This is a genomic window from Pseudomonas sp. HMSC066A08, assembly GCF_001813025.1.
In the GTDB taxonomy this organism is placed as follows: Bacteria; Pseudomonadota; Gammaproteobacteria; order Pseudomonadales; family Pseudomonadaceae; genus Pseudomonas; species Pseudomonas aeruginosa.
The window spans coordinates 1-20699 of the sequence record NZ_KV811208.1 but is presented as its reverse complement, the minus strand read 5'-3'; the positions used below and the strand labels follow the sequence as shown (position 1 = coordinate 20699).

Here is a 20699-nt window from a genome sequence, read left to right as displayed (position 1 = left end):
CCTCATGAAGAGTCACCCGATCCCTGTAGGAGTCGAGGTCAACCCCAATCGGCCCTGGACGCCTGATGACATTGCTGGGTACAGCGGCGAGGTAGTGAGCGCCATGAAGGTTCTCGAGCCTCTGCTGCGCTCCGGACTGCTGGCGCTCCATCCTGATGAATGGCAAGGCGGAAAGCTCTCGTTCCTCAGACCGGCACAAGCTAGGCGGCAAGGCTGGACCCCGCCGGTTCAGGCAGCCGGCAATCAGGTATCCAGAAGTGCCTGACCTCCCTCAGCGTCACACCAAGCCCAAGGCCAATGGAGTGACTAAGCACGAGGTAGAGGACAAGGCATGGGGGAATGGGCGCGGCGGCAGACCGTGGCGTCGCAAGCGAGAGCGCATCCTCAGGCGGGATGGCTACATGTGCCAGTGCCCAGAGTGCAAGGGAGTGAAGAGGATCGCCACAGAGGTGGATCACATCATCCCGCTGAGCCAGGGAGGCACAGACGATGACTCCAACCTGATGGCTATTGCTGGATACCCATGTCATGCGAGGAAGACGGCAAGGGAGTCGGCAGCATCTAGGAAATAGTCGGGTTCCCTCAGCGCGCGGACGCGACGATTCTGGATATTTACGAATAACGTCAGTGGTTTTCACTGGATTGGTGCGGTTTGACCGAAAAATCGAGTTAAATGAGAAAAAGTCTCATTTATAGGGGTGGGGCGGGTCAAAACCTTAGAACCTTTCGCTAGGACACCGCGCCCCCAACTCTTTTCTCATTTCCACAGAATTTAGGTTCCCGAATGGCCCGTCACAAGCAGCCTGCCGAGGTCGCAAAGTTCAAGGGCGCGGACAAGAAGAACCCTCAGCGCTACCGGCAGGAGCCAGCAAAGGGCGAGGGGGATGTCGGCGAAGCGCCCATCCATCTGCAAGGCCCCGCTCGTCTCGCGTGGAAAGAGTTGTGCACTCAGTCGATCAAGGGCGTTCTGACGGGATCGGACCGGATCATCCTGGAGGTCACCGCGAACCTGCTCGCTGAATACCGCGCCAACCCGACAGAGTTCGCGGTTGGCAAGTACACCCATCTGATCGGAAACCTGGCCCGGCTTGGATTAACGCCGTCCGACCGCCAGAAGTTCGGCCTGGAAAAGCCGAAGGAGAAGGACGAGTTCGAGGATTTCTGAGATGAACCCTAGCGACATTGCGCGACAGTACGCTAGCGATGTCGTTGGAGGGGCTATCGTTGCGTGCCGGTATGTGAAGCTTGCATGCCAGCGTTTCCTGAATGACTTGGACCGCCAGGGCGATGACGATTGGCCATACGTTTTCGATGAGGCCAAGGCAGATCGTGCTGTCAAGTTCATGCAGCTCATGCCTCACACCAAAGGCAAATGGAGCGCTTCGAAGTCGAAGCTAGTGTTCGAGCCTTGGCAGGTATTCATCGAGGCCAACATCTTCGGCTGGGTGAAGAAGGACACCGGCAAGCGTAGGTTCCGCGAGGCCTACGAAGAGATTCCCAGGAAGAACGGCAAATCGGCCCGCCTGGCGGCCAGGGGGATTTACCTGTTCGCCGCGGATGGCGAGTCGGGAGCTGAGGTCTACTCCGGCGCTACTACAGAGAAGCAGGCCTTTGAGGTATTCCGTCCGGCCTGGATGATGGCGCACAAGCTTGAGAACCTGCGTAACCGATTCGGTATCGAGCTTTCTGGCAACCAGAAGAACCCTGGCCCCATGTTCGTCATGGAGGATATGTCGAAGTTCGAGACGGTTATCGGCAACCCAGGGGACGGTGCGAGTCCCCATGCTGCCCTGGTGGACGAGTACCACGAACACGACACGGATGCCCTGGTTGACACCATGCAGACCGGCATGGGGGCACGAGAACAGCCATTGCTGTCGATCATTACGACGGCAGGATCGAATCTCGGCGGCCCATGTTACGAGAAGCGCAGGGACGTGATCCGCATTCTCGAGGGGCAGACGATCGATGAGACGATTTTCGGGATCATCTACACGATCGACGAGGATGATCCGTGGGATGACCCGGCCAGCCTGATCAAGGCCAATCCGAATTACGGAGTGTCGGTCTTCCCTGACTTCCTCCTAGCCCAGCTCCAGCAGGCCAAGCGTTCGGCGTCGAAGCAGAACGCCTTCCGCACCAAGCACCTGAACCAGTGGGTGGGGGCTAGGACGGTCTGGATGAACATGCTGGCCTGGCAGCGGCAGAAGCGCGACTTCACGATTGCGGACATGGCCGGATGTCGCTGCTGGATGGCGCTTGATTTGGCGAGCAAGAAAGACGTGGCCGCCTTAGTGATGCTGTTCGAGAAGGCGGGGCAGTTCTACTGCACCCCCCGCTTCTACGCTCCGGAGGCTGCCGCCGAGGAAAACGAGAAGTATCAGAACTTCGCGCTTGAGGGTCACCTGGTCCTGACTCCAGGGAGCATGACGGACTACGCCTTTATCGAGGCAGACATCCTTGACCTAGCAAAACAGATCGACCTGCAGGATTCCGCCTTCGACGACTGGCAGGCCAACTACCTGATTACACGCCTCTCGAACACCTCAATCCCGGTCGTGGACTTCAACCAGACGGTGAAGAACATGAGCGAACCGATGAAGGAGGTGGAGGCGAGGGTGATAGCGCGGACACTCTGGCATGACGGAAACCCAGTCATGACCTGGATGATGGGCAACGTGGCGGCAAAGATCGATGCCAAGGAAAACATCTACCCGCGCAAGGAAAACGACAACGACCCCAACTGCAAGATCGATGGTCCAGTGGCCTTGATCATGGCTATGGGGCGCGCCCTGGTTGCCGGCGTTGATGACGGCGACGACTTCATGAACGCCATACGGAACCCGATCATCGCATGAACATCGCTACTGGCCTCTACCTCTTCTTTGGCGTCCTTGGTCTGGCTCTTTTCGTAGCCGGAACCTTCGTGCTGCTGGGGCTCGGCTGGGCGCTCATTTCCGGTGCGGCGTCGGCGTTCGCCATAGCGGCGTTTATTCGCAAGGGGCTGACCAGTGAGTAAGAGTCTCGGAAAAGTCCTGAGCAGTGCTACGTCTGCGCCCAGGTCTTCATTGTTCGGCTGGGGGGGGAAGACCATCCGGCTGACAGATGGCGCGTTCTGGTCGCAGTTCCTGGGGCGGGAGTCGTCTAGCGGGAAAAAGGTCACTGTCGACAAGGCAATGAAGCTGTCTGCGGTATGGGCTTGCGTTCGCTTGATCTCTACTTCTGTCGCCGGTCTTCCGCTGGGAGTGTACGAGCGGAAAGCGGACGGGAGCAGAGTCGATGCTCGGTCGTTCCCGCTCTACGATGTTGTTCACAACAGCCCCAACGACGACATGACGGCCTTCCAGTTCTGGCAGGCCATGGTCGCATCAATGCTGCTTTGGGGTAACGCATACGCGGAGATTCGCCGCGCTGCTGGCAGACCGGCTGCGTTGGACTTCCTGCTTCCATCGAGGATCGACCTGGAGTGTGATGACAACGGTCGGCTGAAGTATTTCTATACGCCAAAGAAGGGTGCTCGTAGAGAGATCGAGCGTACCAACATGCTGCACATCCCGGCGTTCACGCTGGATGGTCGAATTGGTCTCTCTGCAATCAGGTACGGAGTTGATGTCTTCGGCTCGGTCATGTCGGCGGAGGACGCAGCCAACGGCACATTCAAGAACGGACTTCTACCCACGGTCGCCTTCAAGGTTGATCGCATTCTCCAACCTGCGCAGCGGGAGGAGTTCAGGGAGTATGTGAAGTCCGTGTCGGGCGCGATGAACTCCGGAAGATCCCCGGTTCTGGAGCAAGGGATTACCCCTGAAACCATCGGCATCAATCCGGTCGATGCTCAGTTGCTGGAGACGCGAGAGCATGGGGTTATCGAGATTTGCAGATGGTTCGGGGTACCGCCCTGGATGATCGGCCAGACCGACAAGGGGAGCAACTGGGGGACAGGGCTTGAACAGCAGATGCTCGCGTTCCTGACATTCTCGATCAGTTCGATCACCAATCAGATTCAGCAGTGCGTCAATAAGCGGCTGCTAACTGCGCCCGAGCGGATTCGCTATTACGCCGAGTTCTCCCTTGAGGGGTTCCTGAAGGCTGATAGCGCTGGTCGCGCTGCCTGGTACAGCACCATGGCGCAAAACGGTTTCATGACCCGCAACGAAGGTCGGCGGAAAGAGAACCTGCCAGAACTCCCCGGCGGAGACATTCTCACCGTCCAATCCAACCTAGTTCCAATCGACCAACTCGGTCAATCTAACGAGAGCCAGGCCGTCCGCGCCGCGCTCATGAACTGGCTCAGCCAGCCAGAACCACAGGAGTAACCCATGACTCTGCGAAATCTTCCGGCAGCGCCGGAGGCTCGCCCGCGCTCGGGCGTCCAGTGCGACCTGGCGCCCAAAGCGCTAGATGCATGGCGTCCTGAGCTTCGAGCAGCTTCTGGCGATAACCCGGACTCCACGATCACCATCTACGAGCCGATTGGCTACGACTGGTGGACCGGTGAAGGTGTCACGGCAAAACGCATTGCTGGCGCTCTGCGCTCCATCGGCAACGATATCGATGTGACCGTGAATATCAACAGCCCTGGCGGCGACGTATTCGAAGGCCTGGCCATTTACAACCTGCTGCGCGAGCACAAGGGCAAGGTCACGGTGAACATCATCGGCCTGGCTGCCTCTGCCGCCTCTTTCATCGCCATGGCGGGGGATGAGATCCGCATTGGCCGCGCCGCCTTCCTGATGATCCACAACGCCTGGCTGATCGCCATGGGCAATCGGAACGACCTGCGTGAGATCGCCGACTGGCTGGAGCCATTCGACATGACGCTGGCTGACATCTACGCACAGCGCACGGGAATCGACATCGACGACATCGTGAAGCAGATGGACGCCGAGACCTGGATCGGTGGGCGAGAAGCCGTCGACAAAGGGTGGGCAGATGCCTTCCTGGAGTCCGACGAGATCTCCAGCGCTCCCAGCAACCGCAGCGAATCCATCCTGGCCAAGCGCCGAATGGATGCCGCCCTGGCTCGCAGCGGCATGCCGCGAAGCCAGCGCAATGAACTCATCAACGACTTCAAGACCAGCATGCTTGGCGCTGCTGGCGGGGGTGGTGGCACCCCGACCGATATGCCTGGCGCTGTCGCTCCTGACCTCTCCGCTGCACTACGGGCAGCACAAGACATCACCAAATTCCTCCAAGGAGAATCGCAATGAGCGACTTCGAAAAACAAATCGGCGAACTGAACGCCAGCCTCAAACAGGTTGGGGATCAGATCAAGTCACAGGCCGAACAGGTCAACACCCAGATCGCCAACTTCGGCGAGATGAACAAGGAAACCCGCGCCAAGGTCGACGAACTGCTGACTGCTCAGGGCGAACTGCAAGCACGACTGAGCGCCGCGGAACAAGCCATGCTGGCCAACGAGAAGCGTGACGGCGGCGAAGAAGCACCGAAGACCGCCGGCCAAATGGTCGCAGAGAGCCTGAAAGAGCAGGGTGTAACCAGCTCCCTGCGCGGTTCGCATCGCGTATCCATGCCGCGCTCGGCCATCACCTCCATCGACAGCTCTGGCGGCGCCCTGGTTGCTCCTGATCGTCGCCCCGGTGTCGTTGCCGCTCCGCAGCGTCGACTGACCATCCGCGACCTGGTTGCGCCCGGCACCACTGAGTCTAACTCCGTCGAGTACGTCCGCGAGACCGGCTTCGTCAACAATGCCGCTCCTGTTTCGGAAGGCACCCAGAAGCCGTACTCCGACCTGACCTTCGAGCTGGAAAACGCGCCGGTTCGCACCATCGCGCACCTGTTCAAGGCAAGTCGACAGATCCTGGACGACGCTTCGGCCTTGCAGAGCTACATCGATGCGCGCGCTCGTTACGGCCTGATGCTGGTCGAAGAAGGTCAACTGCTCTACGGGAACGGGACCGGCGCCAATCTGCACGGCATCATTCCGCAGGCACAGGCCTACGCTCCGCCGAGCGGCGTAGTGGTGACTGCCGAGCAGCGAATCGACCGCATCCGCCTGGCGATCCTTCAGGCGCAACTGGCCGAGTTCCCGGCCAGCGGTATCGTGCTCAACCCCATCGACTGGGCGCTGATCGAGCTGACCAAGGACGCCGAGAACCGCTACATCATCGGCAGCCCGCAGAACGGCACCACTCCGACCCTCTGGCGTCTGCCGGTGGTGGAAACCCAGGCCATCACTCAGGACGAGTTCCTGACCGGTGCGTTCTCTCTCGGCGCCCAGATCTTCGACCGCATGGACATCGAGGTTCTGGTTTCCACCGAGAACGACAAGGACTTCGAGAACAACATGGTCACCATCCGCGCCGAGGAGCGGCTGGCCTTCGCGGTCTATCGCCCCGAGGCTTTCGTGACTGGTTCGCTGACCGCCAGCTAACTGGAAGGGGCCGGGAGACCGGCCCTTCTTTCTTTGAGGTGACTATGCCTGACGTAATGATCAAACCAATTCGCTCATACTTGGACGGCGGTCGCGTGAGAAAGGCCGGCGGTGATGCATACCTTGCATCCGAGCACCTGGCGCGCCAGTTGGTGGCCCGAGGCTTGTGCCAGATTGTGGAATCAGAGATCCCAAAGCCTGTGGCTGGCGAGTCGCCGTCTGCCTCGCAAGCGGCCCCAGCCTCACCGCAGAAGACTGCGAGCGAGTCCGTCAGTGGAGAGCAGCCGCGCCGCAGAGGGCGGCCGTCTGCGCAAACACGACATTCCGACTGACGCCTTGGGCTGATGCCCTTTGGGCAATGGATAAGGTCTGGTGGGAGCGATACGCGTCGGAAGCCAAATCCCTCTTCCAGGGCGAACTGCTCACCCTCAACACCAACCGTTTCGGCATCAAGACGGCACGCATTGAGCACTACAGGAACTCAGGTGGCGGCGCAGTTTCCTTGGCCATCGCTAGGGGCGCTAAACGCATCATCCTGCTGGGCTACGACATGCAGAAAACTAATGGCCAATCGCACTGGCACGGCGACCACCCGAAGGGGCTTGGGAGCGCCGGCAAGATCGCGGAATGGCCATCCGAGTTCGAGCGCCTGAAGCGCAACAACCCGACAATCGAGATCATCAATTGCACCCGAGAAACAGCACTGACCTGCTTCGCTCGGCGCCCGCTGGAGGAAATGCTGAATGAGCCTGATCCCGCTTGAGACGGCAAAGGCATTTCTGGACGTGATCCACGATTCGGATGACGCCAAGATCCAGTTGCTGCTGGATGGCGCTGAAGACGAAGCCTGCCAGTTCATGTGGCGGCAATCCCTGGATGGTCTGTGCAATTGCGAAGAGAGCAGTGAGGCAGCCAGCAGCGAGCCAGGACTTCCGCCGAGCGTGGCTGTAGGAGTTCTGCTGCTGCTCCAGGCGAACTACCAGGCCGCTCCTGATGAAATCGAGACGCTGCGCAAGGCGGCCGAGGTGAAGCTGATGCCGTACCGCTGCGGGCTGGGGGTTTGAATGCTCGCCTACCGCATGCGCCACCGCATCCAGTTCCAGAAGCGGGTGCAGGCGCAAGACCCGACCACGGGCGAGATCACCATTTCCTGGGAGTCGGTGTTGTTCTCGGGGCGCGCCGACGTTCCCGCTGAGGTGCTGACCGGGCCTGGTCGTGAACTGATCGCCGCCGATGCGCAACAGGCCGAGACCACTGCTCGCATCAATTGCCGGTGGTTCCCGGTGGATCGGTTGGAACTCTACACCTGGCGAATTCTTTGGGATGGCCGGGTTTACAACATCACCAGTGCAGAGACCGATGCCACCGCTCGCCGTGAGTGGCGGCTGCGCTGTTCCGATGGCCTAACCGACGGCCAGTAACGATTTCGCCCGCAAGGGCACCAAATACGCAGCCTAGAGTCGCTCTCGAACGGCGGATGTCGCTCATCCGTCCGCCCCGGCTGCGTTTCTATTCGCCTGATGAGCGAGGAAACGACATGAGCAACAACGTTATTCAGCTTGTTCATTCCGCCGGCGAGGCGCGTGTCGATAGCCGACTTATCGCTGAAGGGCTGGGCATCAAGCACAAGTACAGCTTTGCCCTGATCCAGAAGTACGCCAGCCGCTTCGAGGAACTGGGCTCGCTTCCCTTTCAAAAGGAAGCGAGGGCCAGGCGCGCTGGCGGCGGCGTTGTGGAGCGGTTTGCTCTCCTGAATGAGGATCAAGCTTACTTCCTCCTGAGTCTTTCCCGGAACAGCGACCGCGTGGTCGATCTCAAGCTCAGGCTGGTGAAGGCTTTCCGCGATGCCCGCAACCAGGCGGGGCTGGACAACGTGATGGGCATGATCCTGCTGACGGCTCCAGCTCCATGGGAGAAGCGCTTCGGCGATGACTACTACCGTGCTCTGGCCAGGATCACCGGCACCGTTTTCGAAGGTCATGCCAAGGGAACGCCGGCCATCTTCGGCCAGATCACCGACCGCTGGGTTTACGCCGCTATTTTACCGAAGGAAGTGCATGCCGAACTAAAGGCTCGCCGCAGTGAAAGCGAGAGGATGCATCAGTGGCTGACCGATGGAGGTCGTGATCGACTCGACCAGCAAATCCGCATGGTCACGCTGATCGCGGATAGCTCGGTTGACCGCAAGGATTTCGAAGCCAGGTGCATGCAGGCGTTCGGGCTGCCGGGCCAACTTCGCCTGATCTATCCGCAAGCTGCCTAGCCAAACCCGACGAACGAAAGCCCGCCAAGTGCGGGCTTCGTCGTTTCTGGAGATTATGAAATGACCGACCAAGCTATCGAGCAAGAGATTCAAGCCAAAGGCTTGAGCGCGCCGCGCATCACGCCGGTTGACATCGAGGCGAATATTGCTGGCGAGTATTACTTCACCGCCGCTGATGGCGTGAATCAACGTCCTGACTGCAACCCTGACTCTGTAGTGGCAGGCGTGCATGGATCACTCGGCCTTCTGACCCTCTGCGTCCTGGTGCTGAAGAACGGCTTCACCGTCACGGGTGAGTCGGCCTGTGCAAGCCCGGATAACTTCGACGCCGAGGTCGGTCGGAAGATCGCGCGGCAGAACGCGGCCAACAAGATCTGGCCGCTGATGGGCTACGAACTGCGCAGCAAGCTTGCCGGCTGATCTGTGCTCATCAAGGGAATGCTCGGCCTTGGCGATTCGATTTACTCGCGCGCCTTCGTGAAGAACTATCCAGGCGCGTTTCTCGAAACGCCATGGCCGCAATTGCTGAAAGACCTCCCGGTCAAGTGCGTGCGCCCCGACACGAAACTGCGCACCCAGCTTCGCAACGTAAACCGAGAGCATGAATGGCACGCCCCGGTCGGCGGCCCGCAACTGCGCATCGCCTACGGCCGCGACCCGATCATCCAGGGGCTGCGCAAGGCGTTCCGCTGCGAGCCGGCGGAGTTCGATCTGCCAGATTTCGGCCATGCGCCGGTCGAAGGTCGCTATGTGCTGGTCCGCCCAGCCACGGTACGGACGGAATGGCGTGCCGACACGCGCAACCCTCTGCCGGAGTACATCGCCCAAGCGGCCGCCGAGATGCGCGGCCGCGGCTACCAGGTCGTCTCGGTGGCCGACCTAGAGCACGGCAAGGAATGGGCGCTCGACCCGCTGCCACCGGCTGATATCCGGTTCCACCATGGCGAATTGCCAGTTGAACAACTGCTGTCCCTGCTGCAGCACGCGGATGCGGTGATTGGCGGCATCGGCTGGATCGTGCCGGCCGCCATCGCCGCAAAGCGGCCGGCCTGGGTCATCTGTGGCGGGCAGGGCGGCTACAACTCGCCGGAACACATAACCGACAAATGCATGGACCTGTCCCGCATCACATTCGCGGTTCCCGACAGGTTCTGCCGCTGCACGTTGAAACAGCACAACTGTGACAAAAGGATCGCCGATCATGACGCACGCTTTGCCGCCTGGGCTGACCGACTGCCTGCTCTGGTCTGAAGAACTTGGCATGGGCTTCCACCCGCGCCCGCCGATGGATTATAGCGGGCCGTATTTCGAGAAGTATCAGGTGCTTGACGCTACCCCGATGGGCGCCGCGCTGACCCAGGCCCGTATTGATCTGGTGCGCCGTCACTTTACCGGCCAAGTGGTAGACATCGGTATCGGCGGAGGCCGTTTCGTCACAGAGTCCGGCGCGATGGGCTTTGACGTGAATCAGGAAGCGGTGGCTTGGCTGAGGGCGCAGGAGCGCTACTACGACCCGTACCAGCACCACGCAGAGGCCGTGACCTGCTGGGACAGCCTGGAGCACATTCCCGAGCCGGAGAAGCTGCTCGACCATGTTGGCGAGTGGCTGTTCGTGTCGATGCCGATTTATAAGGATCAGGCTGACTGCCTGTCCTCCAAGCACTACAAGCCGGGTGAGCATATCTGGTACCACACGATGCACGGTTTGATCGGATGGTGCGAGCGTCAAGGTTTCGAATGTGTCGAGCTAAACGACCAGGAGTCGAAACTTGGCCGAGAAGGCATCACCAGCTTTGCGTTCCGGAGAGTCCATGGCTGACGGCGTTGAGTTCAGCATCACCGGGCTTGAAGGCGTGCTCGAGAAACTCAGAACTCTTGGCCCGCGCCTCCAAAAGAACGGCCTGAGAAAAGCAGCCCGCAGGGCGATGAACATTGTCAGGGATGCCGCACGAGAAAAGGCGCGACTTGTCGATGATCCCGAAACACCAGAGAAAATCTGGAAGAACATCATCACTCAAGAGTCCGCCAAGCAGGGGCGGCGTGAAGGGGGGGTGGTGATGAAGGTTGGAGTGCGCGGCGGCGCTGGTCGAAACCAGTACAGCAAGGATGCAAGCGGAAATCCTGGTGGCGACACCAGGCACTGGCGCTATCTGGAGTTCGGCACCAAGTACTCGCCGGCGAAGCCATTCATGCGGCCTGCTCTGTCTCAAAACATTGAGCCCGTTACTGAAAAATTCATATCCGAGCTTGATGGCGAAATAGACAAGGCTCTAAGGGGGAGGTGATGCATCCGCCAATCTTTAAGGTCTGCTCAAGTAGTCCCGCTGTTACCGCGATTCTCGGTGCGTCCCCGCTGAGGATGTATCAGTTTGGCCTGGCCCCCCAGCTCGTCGTCAAGCCGTACGCAACATGGCAGACCATATCTGGATCGCCGGAGAACTACCTATGGGGGCGCCCTGACGCCGATGGGTTCACCCTCCAGGTGGACATTTTCTCAGCCACCGCTGCGGAAGCCAGAGATGCAGCAAAGGCCATCAGGGATGCAATTGAGCTTTCAGCCTATGTAGTCCGCTGGGGAGGGGAATCTGTTGATCCTGATACCAAGACCTACCGAGTCAGCTTTGACATCGACTGGATAGTCCAGCGATAGACACCTAAACCAATCAGCCCGCCACCGCGCGGGTTTTTATTGCCTGCTACAGGAGAAGACGTTATGTCGATGCTTACCCAAGGAACTCAGGTCTATGCCCTTGTTCCGCCCCGCTCTGGATCTGGTCCTTTTACGGTGATGGAGATCGAGTGCGCAACCTCCTTCAACCCCGGAGGAAACCCGGCGGATCAGATCGAGGACCCGTGCTTGAGCGAGACCTCGCGCAAATACAAGAAGGGCATGCGTACCCCTGGTCAAGCCACTCTCGGACTGAATGCAGATCCGCGGAATGCGAGCCATGTTCGGCTCTTTCAGCTCTCAGAGGATGACAGTGACCAGGATATTGTCTTTGCTGTCGGCTGGTCAGATGGTGTCGGTGTAAGCCCGTCCGCAGACCAAGACAGCAATGGAGACTGGGACTTTGATCTTCCGCCGACGCGTACATGGTTCGTTTTCCGTGGTTACGTCAGCGACTTCCCGTTCGATTTTGCAGCCAACACCCTGGTCGCCACCCAGGCCACGATCCAGCGCTCTGGCGCAGGGCAGTGGATTCCGAAAACCGCGTAAGGAGCAGACATGAAACTAGCCGATCTAGTGGCCGCTGGCGCGGTCCTGGGCGATGGACTGGTGAAGAAAAGCATCACCTGGACGCACACCCCGCCGGGCAAGAAAAAAGCGGTCACGGACACCTTCGACGTGTTCATCAAGCGCAGCAGTTTCGGTGCCATGGAACGCCTGTTCGCCCAAGACGACGACAAGAAGAGCCAGAATGCGCGCTACCTGGCCGAGAGCGTCAGACTGGGCGAGGGTGGGGAAGAGGAGATTCCCTACGAAACTGCGTTCAACCTCGACCCTGCGCTGGGCTTCCTGCTCTTGCAGGCTGTCGCGGAGGTCAATGGCACTGGGCCAGGTGACGAAAAAAACTGACGCCCGCCGATGAGGTTTGGCATGAGCTCGTGCTGAACGGCATCGGCGGTTGCACCATTCGAGAGGCGAAGGAACGCATCGACTACGACGAGTACAGGGCGTGGGTTGCCTACCTGAAAAAGCGTGGCTCCCTCAACGGGAGCTATCGCCTGGAGTGGGTGCTGGCCCAATTGGCGGCGATCCAGGCCAAGGTTGGCGGGGTGAAGTGCGAGCCCGACGACTTCCGCCCCCATGTTCGAGCGCCGGTAGAGTCGGTGGGGATATCGCTCGAACAGGCGATGGCCGCATGGGTTTGACCTGGCAAGGATGCCGGGTTCCTGTGCTGGCGCTCCGGTTGGCGAGGATGCTGGCTCCGTGCTAGATTCCGGGCGATCACCACCGGGAGGGTTGTTAATGCGTAATATATTGGTTGCTTCAATAGTTCTAACTGCTGTTTTAAGTGGATGCGCCTCTAGTGGAAAAGAGATTACGCAGGAGCAGGTGGATAGAATTGTGCAGGGACAAACAACTCAGGATCAGTTGATTTCGATTTTTGGCAAGCCCATGGCGGAACAATACAATTCAGATGGGAGCCGTGTACTTACCTGGGGGTATGCCTATGTTGGGTTTATGGGGGCTGGCACAGAAACCCAGGGGCTTTCGGTAATTCTTGGTCCAGATGGAAAGGTTACAGGGTATAGCAGGGCAGGTTCCTCTCCATCCCCTGCAAGATTTGGTCGGTAAGCTGTTTTAGTTTCTGATTTAATCGGCAGGTAAGATATGTTTGAGGAAGTTTATAATAATTTGGTTTCTATTTTGTTTTTCGGGGTTTGGTTGGCGTCAATCTCTGCGTATCTGGCAGCATCTCGCAGAAGAAGTATAGCCCTATGGTTTGTCTTTGGTTTCTTCGCTCCGATAATCGCCATACCTCTTATATTTATTCTAGGGGAAGATAAGCAAGCGTCTGAACGCTCGTCTCGTCAGGCCGCAGTGGATGTCGGTATATCGAATGGTTTTAAGAAATGCCCATATTGCGCGGAAGCCGTCAGAGAGGAGGCTAAGCTATGCCGACATTGTCGGTCTGAGATATGAGATATGGGCATGTCTGTACTGGCATCGGCCAAACTAAAATTTGCCGAAAATCATATTCAATGGGGATGATTATCTGAAGAAGTAGAAAATCCCTATGCAAGCCGCCTTCGGGCGGTTTTTTATTGTCCGGAGAAAAGCTAAATGGCCTCTCGCTCCCTTGGTGTGCTGACGCTCGACCTCATTGCGCGCATTGGGGGATTTCAGCAGAACATGAATCGTGCAGCCCAGGATACTGCGCGCAGTATGGGGCGGATCGAGCAAAGCACGCAGCGGGCGAGTTCGACGGCAGTTAGCGCTATCAAGTCTATTGGTGTTGCGGCGGCTGCTTATCTGAGCGCCCGAGAACTTGTTGGATATTCGCAAGCCTGGGTCTCTATTGAGAACCGCATCAAGCAGGTCAGCGAAAGTCAGGCTCAGTTCAGTCAGTCGATGGATGCAGTGTATTCCGTCGCTCAGAATGCGCGGTCATCTTTGGAGGGCACTGCGGAGCTGTACCAGAGGATTGCCGCTTCAACTGGCGACCTCGGGGTAAATCAACAGCAAGTTGTCCAGGTTACCCAGAACATCAGCAAGGCCATGTCGGCCAGTGGTGTTTCCGCTGCCGCTGCGGAAGGTGCGCTGGTGCAACTCGGACAGGCCTTTGCCTCTGGCGTGCTCCGAGGACAGGAGTTGAACTCGGTACTTGAGCAGGCTCCAGGCCTGGCCCAAGCCGTCGCAAACGGTCTCGGGGTTGCGGTTGGAGACCTTCGAAAGCTTGGCGAACAGGGCAAGCTGACTTCCAAGCAGGTCTTCGAGGCGATCCTGTCTCAAACACGCGCTATTGATGACCAGTTTGCGCGTGCCCAGACCACTATCGCTGGCGCGTTTCAAGTGTTGGAGAACAGCGCGACCAAAGCGATCGGCAGCCTAGATAGCACTCTCGGGGTGTCCAAGGCTTTTACGGAAGCCATGGTTTCCCTGTCGAAATCGCTTGACTCTACGGGAGTACAGACTTTCGCTCAGATACTTAACACGGGTTTATATCTAGCAATAGCGAGAGTTACTGCTGTTTCTGGAGCGTGGCTGGTATCTTGGGTCGCCAACATAAAGGCAACCAGAGAGCAGACCCTTGCGGCGTCTCAGTCCGCTCAAGGTGAACTTGTTCGAGCCCAGGCCATTCGAACTGCCGCTGTCGCGGAAGCGGCTCGCGCTCGGCAGGCTGTTGTTTCCGCTGAAGCGCAAGTTGCGGCTGATCGCCAGCGGCAAGCTTCGGAAATTGCTCGACTTCAGTCGGTGCAGGCTGCAATCGCTGCCGAAAAGGAGCTCGAGGCACAGCGACTAAAAGCCCAAATTACCGAAATTGGGCGGCAGCAATCAGTCGCCAGGATGGTTGAGCTGAGACTCAGTGAAGTTGCAATAACCAAGCAACTACAGGTTGCTGAGCAGCAACTGGCGGCCACCACGGTGGCGTCTTCCGAGGCTGCGACCGCAGCCATGGCAAGGTGGGCGGCTGCGACTGAGGGCGTCGCGGTCGCCAATGCTCAGCTTGCGACTGCACAGGCTGCTTCCACAGCGGCATTGGGTCGTTGGTATGCCGCAAGCACCTCCCTGACCATTGGGCTGAACGCACTGAGAGCGGCGGGAGCGGGCATTCTCCGGATGGCTGCCGGATGGCCGGGTCTCATTCTGTCTATCGGCGCTGTAGCCCTCTCCTTCGTCGATTTCGGGGACAAGGCCGAGAGTAATGCTGGTCGTGCGGCCAATGCTTTCGAAGACGCCTCCACCCGCATCCGCCAGGCCGCTCGGACGATGATTCCGGAGGATCTTTCCGGGCTCAGCTATGACCAGTTGAAGCAGCAGTTGGCGGGCCTTCAGGATCAATTGAAGGATGCCGAGGCGCTTCAGGAGCGGTTCCAGAAGGGCGTTGACGACAATACCGACATTCCGTTTGGTCCTTCGCTGGACGAGGCAAAGGAGAAAGCAGAGTCCTTGCGCCTTGCCATCCAGAAGACACAGCGAGAACTGGACGGTGCAAGGTTCGCTTCGGATAAGGCTGGCGCGAGCTATCTGGATAATTTGCAGAAACAGAGCGTTGTCGCCGGCAAGCTGACCGAGGTAGAGAAGCTCCGCGCCCAGATCAACGCTGGAATCCTGAAGCTAAGTCCTGACGATGAAAAGCGCGCCCTGGCCTATGCCGCAGCCGTGGACAAGGCGAATGCCTCGACCAAGTCCCAGAAGGACCTGTTGAAGGACTCTGCGAAGGGGCTGAAGCAGGCTGAGGAGCGGTATCGGGACCTCAAGAAGGAGATCGACCCTACCGCGACTGCGACGGACGAGTACAGGAAGAACATCGAGGCCCTCAACACCCTGAAGGACAGGGGAAAGATCACGAGCCAGGAGTATGCGAAGGGAATCGAGTGGGCGGCCAAGTCGTTCAACTCCGCAGTGGACGCGGCTAATCCGTTCGTGAAGCGGCTCAGAGAGATCAAGTCCGCGATGGACGAGAGCTTGGGCAATCTCAAGCTCGAAGGGCAACGCGAAATCCTCGGGATGGGGATGAGCGATAGCCAGAGGGGGCTGTTCGACAAGCTGAACGAGGAGAATGACCGTTACGCCAAGGCCCGCAGGGATCTTGCCGACCGCTACGCAGACAGATCGGTCGGGATGAGCGACGACGAGTACCAGCAAGAGCTCCAGGCTCAACAGAAGCACCATGAGCAAATGCTGGAGCAGTTGCAGGCAAACTACGATGCTCGACTTGAGGCCCAGGGGGACTGGGTGTCCGGAGCCCGCTCCGCATGGGAAACCTACGTGGAGGATGCGCAGAATTACTCGAAGCAGGCCTCTGACTTCGTGTCTGGCGCCCTTGGCGATGCTACCAGCGGCTTGGGCGATGCAATCACCGATATCGTCACGCGGACCAAGAGCCTCGGAGATGCGTTCGGTGACATGGCTGCGGACCTGGCTAAATCGGTCATCAAGGCCCTGGCTGACATGGCCGCCCAGTGGCTTGTCTACCAGGCGGTGCAGTTGGTCGTAGGGAAGACGGCTCAATCGACTGCGGCAATCGGGCTGGTCGCCAATGCTCAGGCAACGGCGTTTCAGGCACAGCTAGCAGCGTTTGCCTCGACGGCTGCCATCCCGATTGTTGGCCCTGGCCTGGCTGCTGGTGCTGCTGCGGCTGCCGCCGCAGCTACCGCGCCAATGGTTGCTGGAGTTTCTTCGGCGGCCTTCGCGGGCATCGCGCACGGCGGCATCGACAACATCCCGAAGGAGAGTACCTGGCTGCTTGATGCTGGTGAGCGGGTGCTCAGTCCGAATCAAAACAGGGACCTGACTGCTTTCCTCAGCAGGGAAGGCGGCGCGAGTGCTGGGGCTGGACAGGCGCCGTCGATCACTATCAACGCTCCGGTCACGGTTAATGCCCAGCCCGGCATGAGCCAAGAGGAAGCTCGAATGCAGGGAGAGGCTGCCGGGCTGGCCTTGCGGGAGGAGGTCCGGAGCGTCATTCGGGAAGAGATGGGGCAGAACGGTCTGCTTTGGAGACGATAAGTGGCTGAGACCTTTTCTTACTGCACCCGCCTTGGAACTGCCGGCGAGATTGCCCAGCGCACCTGGCAGAACGACTTCGGGGATGGATACGTTCAGTCCGGCGGAACGGGGATCAACACCAGATCCGAGACATGGGATGGAATGACGATCATCGGGCGCCTGGAGGCTGGTGATGATCTCCTGGGCGCCCGCGCCTTTCTGGACCGGCACGAGGGGTACAGGTCGTTCCTATGGACGCCCCCTGGCGGCGTACAGGGTCGATACCGGTGCAATGGATACAAACTGAGGCCGTTGGGGGGAGGTCTGTACGAACTGAGCTTCACGTTCGTTCAGGTCTTCTACCCGTAACAACCAACCATGAGCGGCTATGCCGCGGGAGAAAATTATGAGCAGAGAAGCAGGAAAAACCGAAAAGGATGGCAAAGAAAAGAAGCTTCAATATCGCATCCTTTTCGATAAGTCAGGGAGATATATGGCAGGTATTAAGCTTATCTCTCAATAGCTGCTATGAAGTTGTCGATTAGTTGGTTGTAATGCTCTTGGATTCCGCCTTCGATGCTTACCGATCTAGCATCAAGAAGCCCCTTCTTAAATGATGCTGCCTCGAATCCTGGAATTTCCTTCACGGCACTGATGAGTTCGATAATCGCATTAGTGTTGGCTGAGGCATGCGTGGCAAAAACGGCCTCAATTGCTGCTATACGTTGTTCCAGATTAACGCTCATTTCGACCTCCTAGGTCTTTAACCGCGCCGACATTGGCGCCTCCCGATCCCTGGGCCGGCACGCTCAGGGTCGGGAAACCCTTGCATGAAGGCACGACGCTACTACCCCGGTAGGGCGGTTGCCACTGGCATTTCATCCACGCTGTACAACCTTCCAGCCCGCCTCGCGCGGGCTTTTTCATATCTGGAGAACGCATGGCCTTCAATGCTGATGTGCAGAAGCTTGAGCCGGGGAACCTGATCCGGCTGTTTGAGGTGGATGCGACGCGCCTTGGCGGAAATCTCTGGCGATTCCATGGCCACGCCCAGGAAGGGGAGATAATCTGGCAGGGCAATGTGTACGAGCCGATTCAAATCACCGCAAAAGGCTTTGATATCCGCGGCGATGGTCGACCCGCGTCGCCGACCCTCCAACTGGCAAACGAACTCGCCGGCATACGAGGAGCGATATCGGCCATCTGCCTTCAGTTGCGAGACCTCTGTGGCGCCAGGGTGCGGGTGATCGAGACGTGGCGGCACTATCTGGATGCCGCAAACTTCCCTGATGGCAACCCCGATGCAGCCGACGAGGCTCGGGTGGGGATCTGGTTCATTGAGCAGAAGACCGAGGAAACCCGGGAGCAGGTCACCTTCGCGCTCAGCAGCCCTATCGACATGGAGGGGCAGATGCTACCGGCCCAGCAGATCACCAAGCTTTGCCGGTGGGCGTGCCGAGGTCAGTATCGAGGAGAGGCTTGCGCCTATACCGGCGCTGCCCTCTTCACGAAGAAGGATGAGCCTACCGATAACCCGGCTCTCGATCGGTGTGGCGGCCGCTGGAGCAGTTGCAAGCTGCGCGGCAACACCAACCGCTTCGGCGGTTCCTTGGGGGCAAGTTTGATCGTTTCGTCGAGGTAAGCATGCGCATCAGTCAAAAGCTCCAGTGTCAGATCCTGGCGCACGCCGAAAGCGTCTACCCGAGCGAGGCGTGTGGCGTATTGCTCAAGACCGATAGCGGCCGAGAATACGCGCCTTGTGGCAACCTGGCGGTCAGTGATCGCGAAAACTTCGTCATGGATCACCGGGACTACGCAGCAGCAGAGGACCGCGGCGAAGTAATTGCCGTCATCCATAGCCATCCTGACAAGGCTCCGATCCCGAGCATGGCCGACCGGGTCAGTTGTGAGCTTCACGGATTGCCGTGGGGAATCATCGGGCTGCCGGGTGGGGAAATGACCTGGTTCAAACCATCAGGTTATCGTGCCCCGTTGCTTGGCCGAGAGTTTTCCCACGGCTTGCTCGACTGTTGGGGCGCCTGCCGGGATTGGTACGAGCGAGAAGCTGGGTTGACGCTGCCGAACTTCGAGCGCAAGGACCTTTGGTGGGAGGTCAAGGACGGATCGAGCCTGTACGAGGACAATTACGAGAGGGCCGGCTTCTATCGCGTTGACGACCTGCGGCGAGGGGACATGTTGGTGTTTCAAGTGCCAACTCCGGGGCGGCCTTGCTATCACCCGAACCATGCCGCGATCTACCTTGGTGCCGAGCCTCATTTGCGAAGCGAAGAGGCCCCGGCGCTGGGCGGATCAGGGCCGTTCATCTATCACCACATGGCGGGTCGCGCGGCTGCACGCGAAATCTATGGCTGGTCCATGGCCAACAGGCTCCGGCTGATCCTTCGTCACAAGGACTTCTCCGAATGAAGACCATCCGACTGTATGGCGCGTTGCGCCGCGAATTTGGCCGTGAGTATGTGCTCGATGTATCAGGGCCGCGAGAGGCCACCATTGCCCTGGCCAGCATGGTGGATGGTTTCGAGAAGTTCATGCGAACAGCAGAAGAGCGTGGGATGCGGTTCGCGGTCTTCGTAGGAAGGCGAAATCTTCGCGAAGAGGAGCTTGACCTGGCCGGAGCCGGCGAGTCGGTCATCCGCATCGTGCCAGTCATCCAAGGCAGCAAGAGTTCCGGGATTTTTCAGACGGTCCTAGGGGCGGCGTTGGTCGTTGCGGGCTATTTCACGTTCGGCACCACTTCGGCAATAGGCGTTGCAATGATGGCTGGCGGCGCCGGCCTGGCACTTGGTGGCGTTGCCCAGATGCTGGCCCCGTCAACTCAGGCTTCCGCCGCGAAGAACGAGGATGGGAATAACCCGAGCTATGGATTCGGTGGTGCCATGACCACTATCGCTCAGGGCAACCCATACCCAGTGCTTTACGGCGAGCGAGAGATCGGCGGCGCCGTCGAGTCGGGCGGGGTTTACACGGAAGACCAGCTCTAGCACGACTGCTGCCAGACCCCGCTTCGGCGGGGTTTCTTGTTTCTGGAGATCGAAAATGTCTGTTGTGACCAAAAAGCGCCATCAGCCTTTGCGTGGAAGCAAGGGGGGCAGTTCCAAGCCGAAGCAGCCGCACATTGCCCAGAACGGCGTTGCCTCCCTGTCCACTGCTCGGATCGTGTATCTCCTGAGCTGGGGGCCGATTGTTGGGCCAGTCAATGGACTCAAGTCGATCAAGCTTGACGGTACTCCGATCCAGGCAGAAGACGGCACGCTGAACTACCCCGACGTGAAGTGGCAGTTTCGTCCAGGTGAGTTAAATCAGGAGCGACTAGAGGGCGTAGCGGAATCCAGCAATGAGATTGCGGTGGGTCAGACCTTGCTCAGCACGCAGCCCTACATCTACACCGTCACGAACGCTACGGCGGATGCGGTACGCGTGCGCCTGTCCTGGCCCAACCTGCAGGCGCAGGACTCGTCCGGGAACATCAATGGGGTGCGCATTGAGTACGCGATCGATGTCGCCACGGATGGTGCTCCTTACCAGACTGTACTCAGCACGTTTGTCGACCGGAAGAACGTTACGACCTACTACCGATCCCACCGGATCAACCTGCCGGCAGGAGGGCACTGGGCGGTACGCGTGCGGAGGATCACGCCGGAGGCGAACAGCTCTCTGGTCCAGGACACCATGGTGCTGACTGCGATAGCTGAAGTTGTCGACAGCAACCAGGAGTTTCCGCTCACCGCCCTTGGCTGCGTGGAATATGACGCCCAGCAGTTCGGGGGTGACTTTCCGAAGTTCTCTGCGCTCATGCGCGGGCGAATCGTGCGGGTCCCGATGAACTATGACCCTGAGACTCGGACCTATTTTACCGGCGGCCC

Annotated in this window: 27 protein-coding genes and 1 pseudogene; 27 read left to right on the top strand and 1 reads right to left on the bottom strand. The window is 59.1% G+C overall.

Annotated features, from left to right (window positions below):
• Positions 1-4: 4 nt before the first annotated feature.
• The 23 genes from HMPREF2886_RS32700 to HMPREF2886_RS01870 all read left to right on the top strand — a co-directional run bounded on the left by HMPREF2886_RS32700 (position 5) and on the right by HMPREF2886_RS01870 (position 17184).
• Complete coding sequence (locus HMPREF2886_RS32700) at positions 5-265, top strand: hypothetical protein (RefSeq protein ID WP_077831950.1); 261 nt, start codon at positions 5-7, stop codon at positions 263-265.
• Positions 258-572 carry an HNH endonuclease gene (locus HMPREF2886_RS32695; RefSeq protein WP_057392306.1) on the top strand — a complete coding sequence of 105 codons (315 nt, stop codon included), beginning with the start codon at positions 258-260 and terminating at the stop codon, positions 570-572. Before HMPREF2886_RS32700 ends, HMPREF2886_RS32695 begins: the two co-directional genes overlap by 8 nt.
• 212 nt (positions 573-784) lie before the next feature.
• Positions 785-1165, top strand: coding sequence for a hypothetical protein (locus HMPREF2886_RS01960; protein ID WP_023110752.1), 381 nt, complete (start codon positions 785-787; stop codon positions 1163-1165).
• 1 nt (position 1166) lies between these two features.
• Positions 1167-2858, top strand: coding sequence for a terminase large subunit (locus tag HMPREF2886_RS01955; RefSeq protein ID WP_070746686.1), 1692 nt, complete (start codon positions 1167-1169; stop codon positions 2856-2858).
• Entirely contained in the window at positions 2855-3019 is a 165-nt protein-coding gene (locus HMPREF2886_RS34540) for a hypothetical protein (RefSeq protein WP_003088450.1), read from the top strand. The genes HMPREF2886_RS01955 and HMPREF2886_RS34540 overlap by 4 nt, the downstream gene beginning before the upstream one ends.
• A complete protein-coding gene (locus HMPREF2886_RS01950) occupies positions 3012-4316 on the top strand; it encodes a phage portal protein (RefSeq protein WP_031630043.1) in 1305 nt (434 codons plus the stop codon). Before HMPREF2886_RS34540 ends, HMPREF2886_RS01950 begins: the two co-directional genes overlap by 8 nt.
• Positions 4317-4319: 3 nt before the next feature.
• Complete coding sequence (locus HMPREF2886_RS01945; RefSeq protein ID WP_023098731.1) at positions 4320-5210, top strand: head maturation protease, ClpP-related; 891 nt, start codon at positions 4320-4322, stop codon at positions 5208-5210.
• A complete protein-coding gene (locus tag HMPREF2886_RS01940; protein WP_034066457.1) occupies positions 5207-6394 on the top strand; it encodes a phage major capsid protein in 1188 nt (395 codons plus the stop codon). The genes HMPREF2886_RS01945 and HMPREF2886_RS01940 overlap by 4 nt, the downstream gene beginning before the upstream one ends.
• A 358-nt stretch (positions 6395-6752) precedes the next feature.
• Positions 6753-7157 carry a hypothetical protein gene (locus HMPREF2886_RS01935; protein WP_177344437.1) on the top strand — a complete coding sequence of 135 codons (405 nt, stop codon included), beginning with the start codon at positions 6753-6755 and terminating at the stop codon, positions 7155-7157.
• Positions 7138-7458, top strand: coding sequence for a head-tail connector protein (locus HMPREF2886_RS01930; RefSeq protein ID WP_058565320.1), 321 nt, complete (start codon positions 7138-7140; stop codon positions 7456-7458). The genes HMPREF2886_RS01935 and HMPREF2886_RS01930 overlap by 20 nt, the downstream gene beginning before the upstream one ends.
• Positions 7459-7815 (top strand): phage head closure protein, encoded by a 357-nt coding sequence (locus HMPREF2886_RS01925; protein WP_012614022.1) that lies wholly within the window; start codon positions 7459-7461, stop codon positions 7813-7815.
• Between the two features lie 116 nt (positions 7816-7931).
• Positions 7932-8657, top strand: coding sequence for a P63C domain-containing protein (locus HMPREF2886_RS01920; protein WP_003088463.1), 726 nt, complete (start codon positions 7932-7934; stop codon positions 8655-8657).
• 60 nt (positions 8658-8717) lie between these two features.
• Positions 8718-9077 carry a Gp49 family protein gene (locus tag HMPREF2886_RS01915; protein ID WP_003088465.1) on the top strand — a complete coding sequence of 120 codons (360 nt, stop codon included), beginning with the start codon at positions 8718-8720 and terminating at the stop codon, positions 9075-9077.
• A 3-nt stretch (positions 9078-9080) separates the two neighbouring features.
• Positions 9081-9908 carry a glycosyltransferase family protein gene (locus tag HMPREF2886_RS01910; RefSeq protein ID WP_225979719.1) on the top strand — a complete coding sequence of 276 codons (828 nt, stop codon included), beginning with the start codon at positions 9081-9083 and terminating at the stop codon, positions 9906-9908.
• A complete protein-coding gene (locus HMPREF2886_RS01905) occupies positions 9859-10476 on the top strand; it encodes a methyltransferase domain-containing protein (protein ID WP_196495825.1) in 618 nt (205 codons plus the stop codon). The genes HMPREF2886_RS01910 and HMPREF2886_RS01905 overlap by 50 nt, the downstream gene beginning before the upstream one ends.
• Positions 10469-10942, top strand: coding sequence for an HK97-gp10 family putative phage morphogenesis protein (locus HMPREF2886_RS01900; RefSeq protein ID WP_023110743.1), 474 nt, complete (start codon positions 10469-10471; stop codon positions 10940-10942). Before HMPREF2886_RS01905 ends, HMPREF2886_RS01900 begins: the two co-directional genes overlap by 8 nt.
• Complete coding sequence (locus tag HMPREF2886_RS01895) at positions 10942-11307, top strand: DUF3168 domain-containing protein (RefSeq protein ID WP_031275046.1); 366 nt, start codon at positions 10942-10944, stop codon at positions 11305-11307. Before HMPREF2886_RS01900 ends, HMPREF2886_RS01895 begins: the two co-directional genes overlap by 1 nt.
• A 63-nt stretch (positions 11308-11370) precedes the next feature.
• Positions 11371-11874 (top strand): phage tail tube protein, encoded by a 504-nt coding sequence (locus HMPREF2886_RS01890; protein WP_023110742.1) that lies wholly within the window; start codon positions 11371-11373, stop codon positions 11872-11874.
• Between the two features lie 9 nt (positions 11875-11883).
• Positions 11884-12234: a phage tail assembly chaperone family protein, TAC gene (locus HMPREF2886_RS01885; RefSeq protein WP_023111190.1), complete on the top strand. Its 351-nt coding sequence runs from the start codon at positions 11884-11886 to the stop codon at positions 12232-12234.
• 29 nt (positions 12235-12263) lie between these two features.
• Entirely contained in the window at positions 12264-12530 is a 267-nt protein-coding gene (locus tag HMPREF2886_RS01880; RefSeq protein ID WP_023111191.1) for a phage tail assembly protein T, read from the top strand.
• A gap of 97 nt (positions 12531-12627) precedes the next feature.
• The gene (locus tag HMPREF2886_RS34535; RefSeq protein WP_128688109.1) at positions 12628-12957 is read left to right on the top strand and encodes a hypothetical protein; all 330 of its coding nucleotides are present in this window, start codon (positions 12628-12630) and stop codon (positions 12955-12957) included.
• A gap of 489 nt (positions 12958-13446) precedes the next feature.
• Positions 13447-16836: a tape measure protein gene (locus tag HMPREF2886_RS01875; protein WP_070746681.1), complete on the top strand. Its 3390-nt coding sequence runs from the start codon at positions 13447-13449 to the stop codon at positions 16834-16836.
• Positions 16837-17184: a phage tail protein gene (locus tag HMPREF2886_RS01870; protein WP_033988059.1), complete on the top strand. Its 348-nt coding sequence runs from the start codon at positions 16837-16839 to the stop codon at positions 17182-17184.
• A gap of 140 nt (positions 17185-17324) precedes the next feature.
• Here HMPREF2886_RS01870 and HMPREF2886_RS01865 read toward each other — a convergent pair whose 3' ends face one another.
• Positions 17325-17561 carry a hypothetical protein gene (locus HMPREF2886_RS01865; protein WP_034050699.1) on the bottom strand — a complete coding sequence of 79 codons (237 nt, stop codon included), beginning with the start codon at positions 17559-17561 and terminating at the stop codon, positions 17325-17327.
• 194 nt (positions 17562-17755) lie between these two features.
• Here HMPREF2886_RS01865 and HMPREF2886_RS01860 point away from each other — a divergent pair, with 194 nt between their 5' ends.
• The 4 genes and pseudogenes from HMPREF2886_RS01860 to HMPREF2886_RS01845 form a co-directional block, all read left to right on the top strand.
• Positions 17756-18457, top strand: coding sequence for a phage minor tail protein L (locus HMPREF2886_RS01860; protein ID WP_004353204.1), 702 nt, complete (start codon positions 17756-17758; stop codon positions 18455-18457).
• 2 nt (positions 18458-18459) lie between these two features.
• Positions 18460-19242, top strand: coding sequence for a C40 family peptidase (locus HMPREF2886_RS01855; protein WP_070746679.1), 783 nt, complete (start codon positions 18460-18462; stop codon positions 19240-19242).
• Entirely contained in the window at positions 19239-19817 is a 579-nt protein-coding gene (locus HMPREF2886_RS01850) for a tail assembly protein (protein WP_023110737.1), read from the top strand. Before HMPREF2886_RS01855 ends, HMPREF2886_RS01850 begins: the two co-directional genes overlap by 4 nt.
• 55 nt (positions 19818-19872) lie before the next feature.
• Positions 19873-20699 (top strand): annotated as a pseudogene (locus HMPREF2886_RS01845) (host specificity protein); the annotation flags it as partial.

Coding starts and splice junctions, on each gene's coding strand:
- HMPREF2886_RS32700 (WP_077831950.1), top strand. CDS start 5: ATGAAGAGTCACCCGATCCCTGTAGGAGTCGAGGTCAACCCCAATCGG.
- HMPREF2886_RS01960 (WP_023110752.1), top strand. CDS start 785: ATGGCCCGTCACAAGCAGCCTGCCGAGGTCGCAAAGTTCAAGGGCGCG.
- HMPREF2886_RS01955 (WP_070746686.1), top strand. CDS start 1,167: ATGAACCCTAGCGACATTGCGCGACAGTACGCTAGCGATGTCGTTGGA.
- HMPREF2886_RS34540 (WP_003088450.1), top strand. CDS start 2,855: ATGAACATCGCTACTGGCCTCTACCTCTTCTTTGGCGTCCTTGGTCTG.
- HMPREF2886_RS01945 (WP_023098731.1), top strand. CDS start 4,320: ATGACTCTGCGAAATCTTCCGGCAGCGCCGGAGGCTCGCCCGCGCTCG.
- HMPREF2886_RS01940 (WP_034066457.1), top strand. CDS start 5,207: ATGAGCGACTTCGAAAAACAAATCGGCGAACTGAACGCCAGCCTCAAA.
- HMPREF2886_RS01935 (WP_177344437.1), top strand. CDS start 6,753: ATGGATAAGGTCTGGTGGGAGCGATACGCGTCGGAAGCCAAATCCCTC.
- HMPREF2886_RS01930 (WP_058565320.1), top strand. CDS start 7,138: ATGAGCCTGATCCCGCTTGAGACGGCAAAGGCATTTCTGGACGTGATC.
- HMPREF2886_RS01925 (WP_012614022.1), top strand. CDS start 7,459: ATGCTCGCCTACCGCATGCGCCACCGCATCCAGTTCCAGAAGCGGGTG.
- HMPREF2886_RS01920 (WP_003088463.1), top strand. CDS start 7,932: ATGAGCAACAACGTTATTCAGCTTGTTCATTCCGCCGGCGAGGCGCGT.
- HMPREF2886_RS01915 (WP_003088465.1), top strand. CDS start 8,718: ATGACCGACCAAGCTATCGAGCAAGAGATTCAAGCCAAAGGCTTGAGC.
- HMPREF2886_RS01905 (WP_196495825.1), top strand. CDS start 9,859: ATGACGCACGCTTTGCCGCCTGGGCTGACCGACTGCCTGCTCTGGTCT.
- HMPREF2886_RS01900 (WP_023110743.1), top strand. CDS start 10,469: ATGGCTGACGGCGTTGAGTTCAGCATCACCGGGCTTGAAGGCGTGCTC.
- HMPREF2886_RS01895 (WP_031275046.1), top strand. CDS start 10,942: ATGCATCCGCCAATCTTTAAGGTCTGCTCAAGTAGTCCCGCTGTTACC.
- HMPREF2886_RS01890 (WP_023110742.1), top strand. CDS start 11,371: ATGTCGATGCTTACCCAAGGAACTCAGGTCTATGCCCTTGTTCCGCCC.
- HMPREF2886_RS01885 (WP_023111190.1), top strand. CDS start 11,884: ATGAAACTAGCCGATCTAGTGGCCGCTGGCGCGGTCCTGGGCGATGGA.
- HMPREF2886_RS34535 (WP_128688109.1), top strand. CDS start 12,628: ATGCGTAATATATTGGTTGCTTCAATAGTTCTAACTGCTGTTTTAAGT.
- HMPREF2886_RS01875 (WP_070746681.1), top strand. CDS start 13,447: ATGGCCTCTCGCTCCCTTGGTGTGCTGACGCTCGACCTCATTGCGCGC.
- HMPREF2886_RS01865 (WP_034050699.1), bottom strand. CDS start 17,561: ATGAGCGTTAATCTGGAACAACGTATAGCAGCAATTGAGGCCGTTTTT.
- HMPREF2886_RS01860 (WP_004353204.1), top strand. CDS start 17,756: ATGGCCTTCAATGCTGATGTGCAGAAGCTTGAGCCGGGGAACCTGATC.
- HMPREF2886_RS01855 (WP_070746679.1), top strand. CDS start 18,460: ATGCGCATCAGTCAAAAGCTCCAGTGTCAGATCCTGGCGCACGCCGAA.
- HMPREF2886_RS01850 (WP_023110737.1), top strand. CDS start 19,239: ATGAAGACCATCCGACTGTATGGCGCGTTGCGCCGCGAATTTGGCCGT.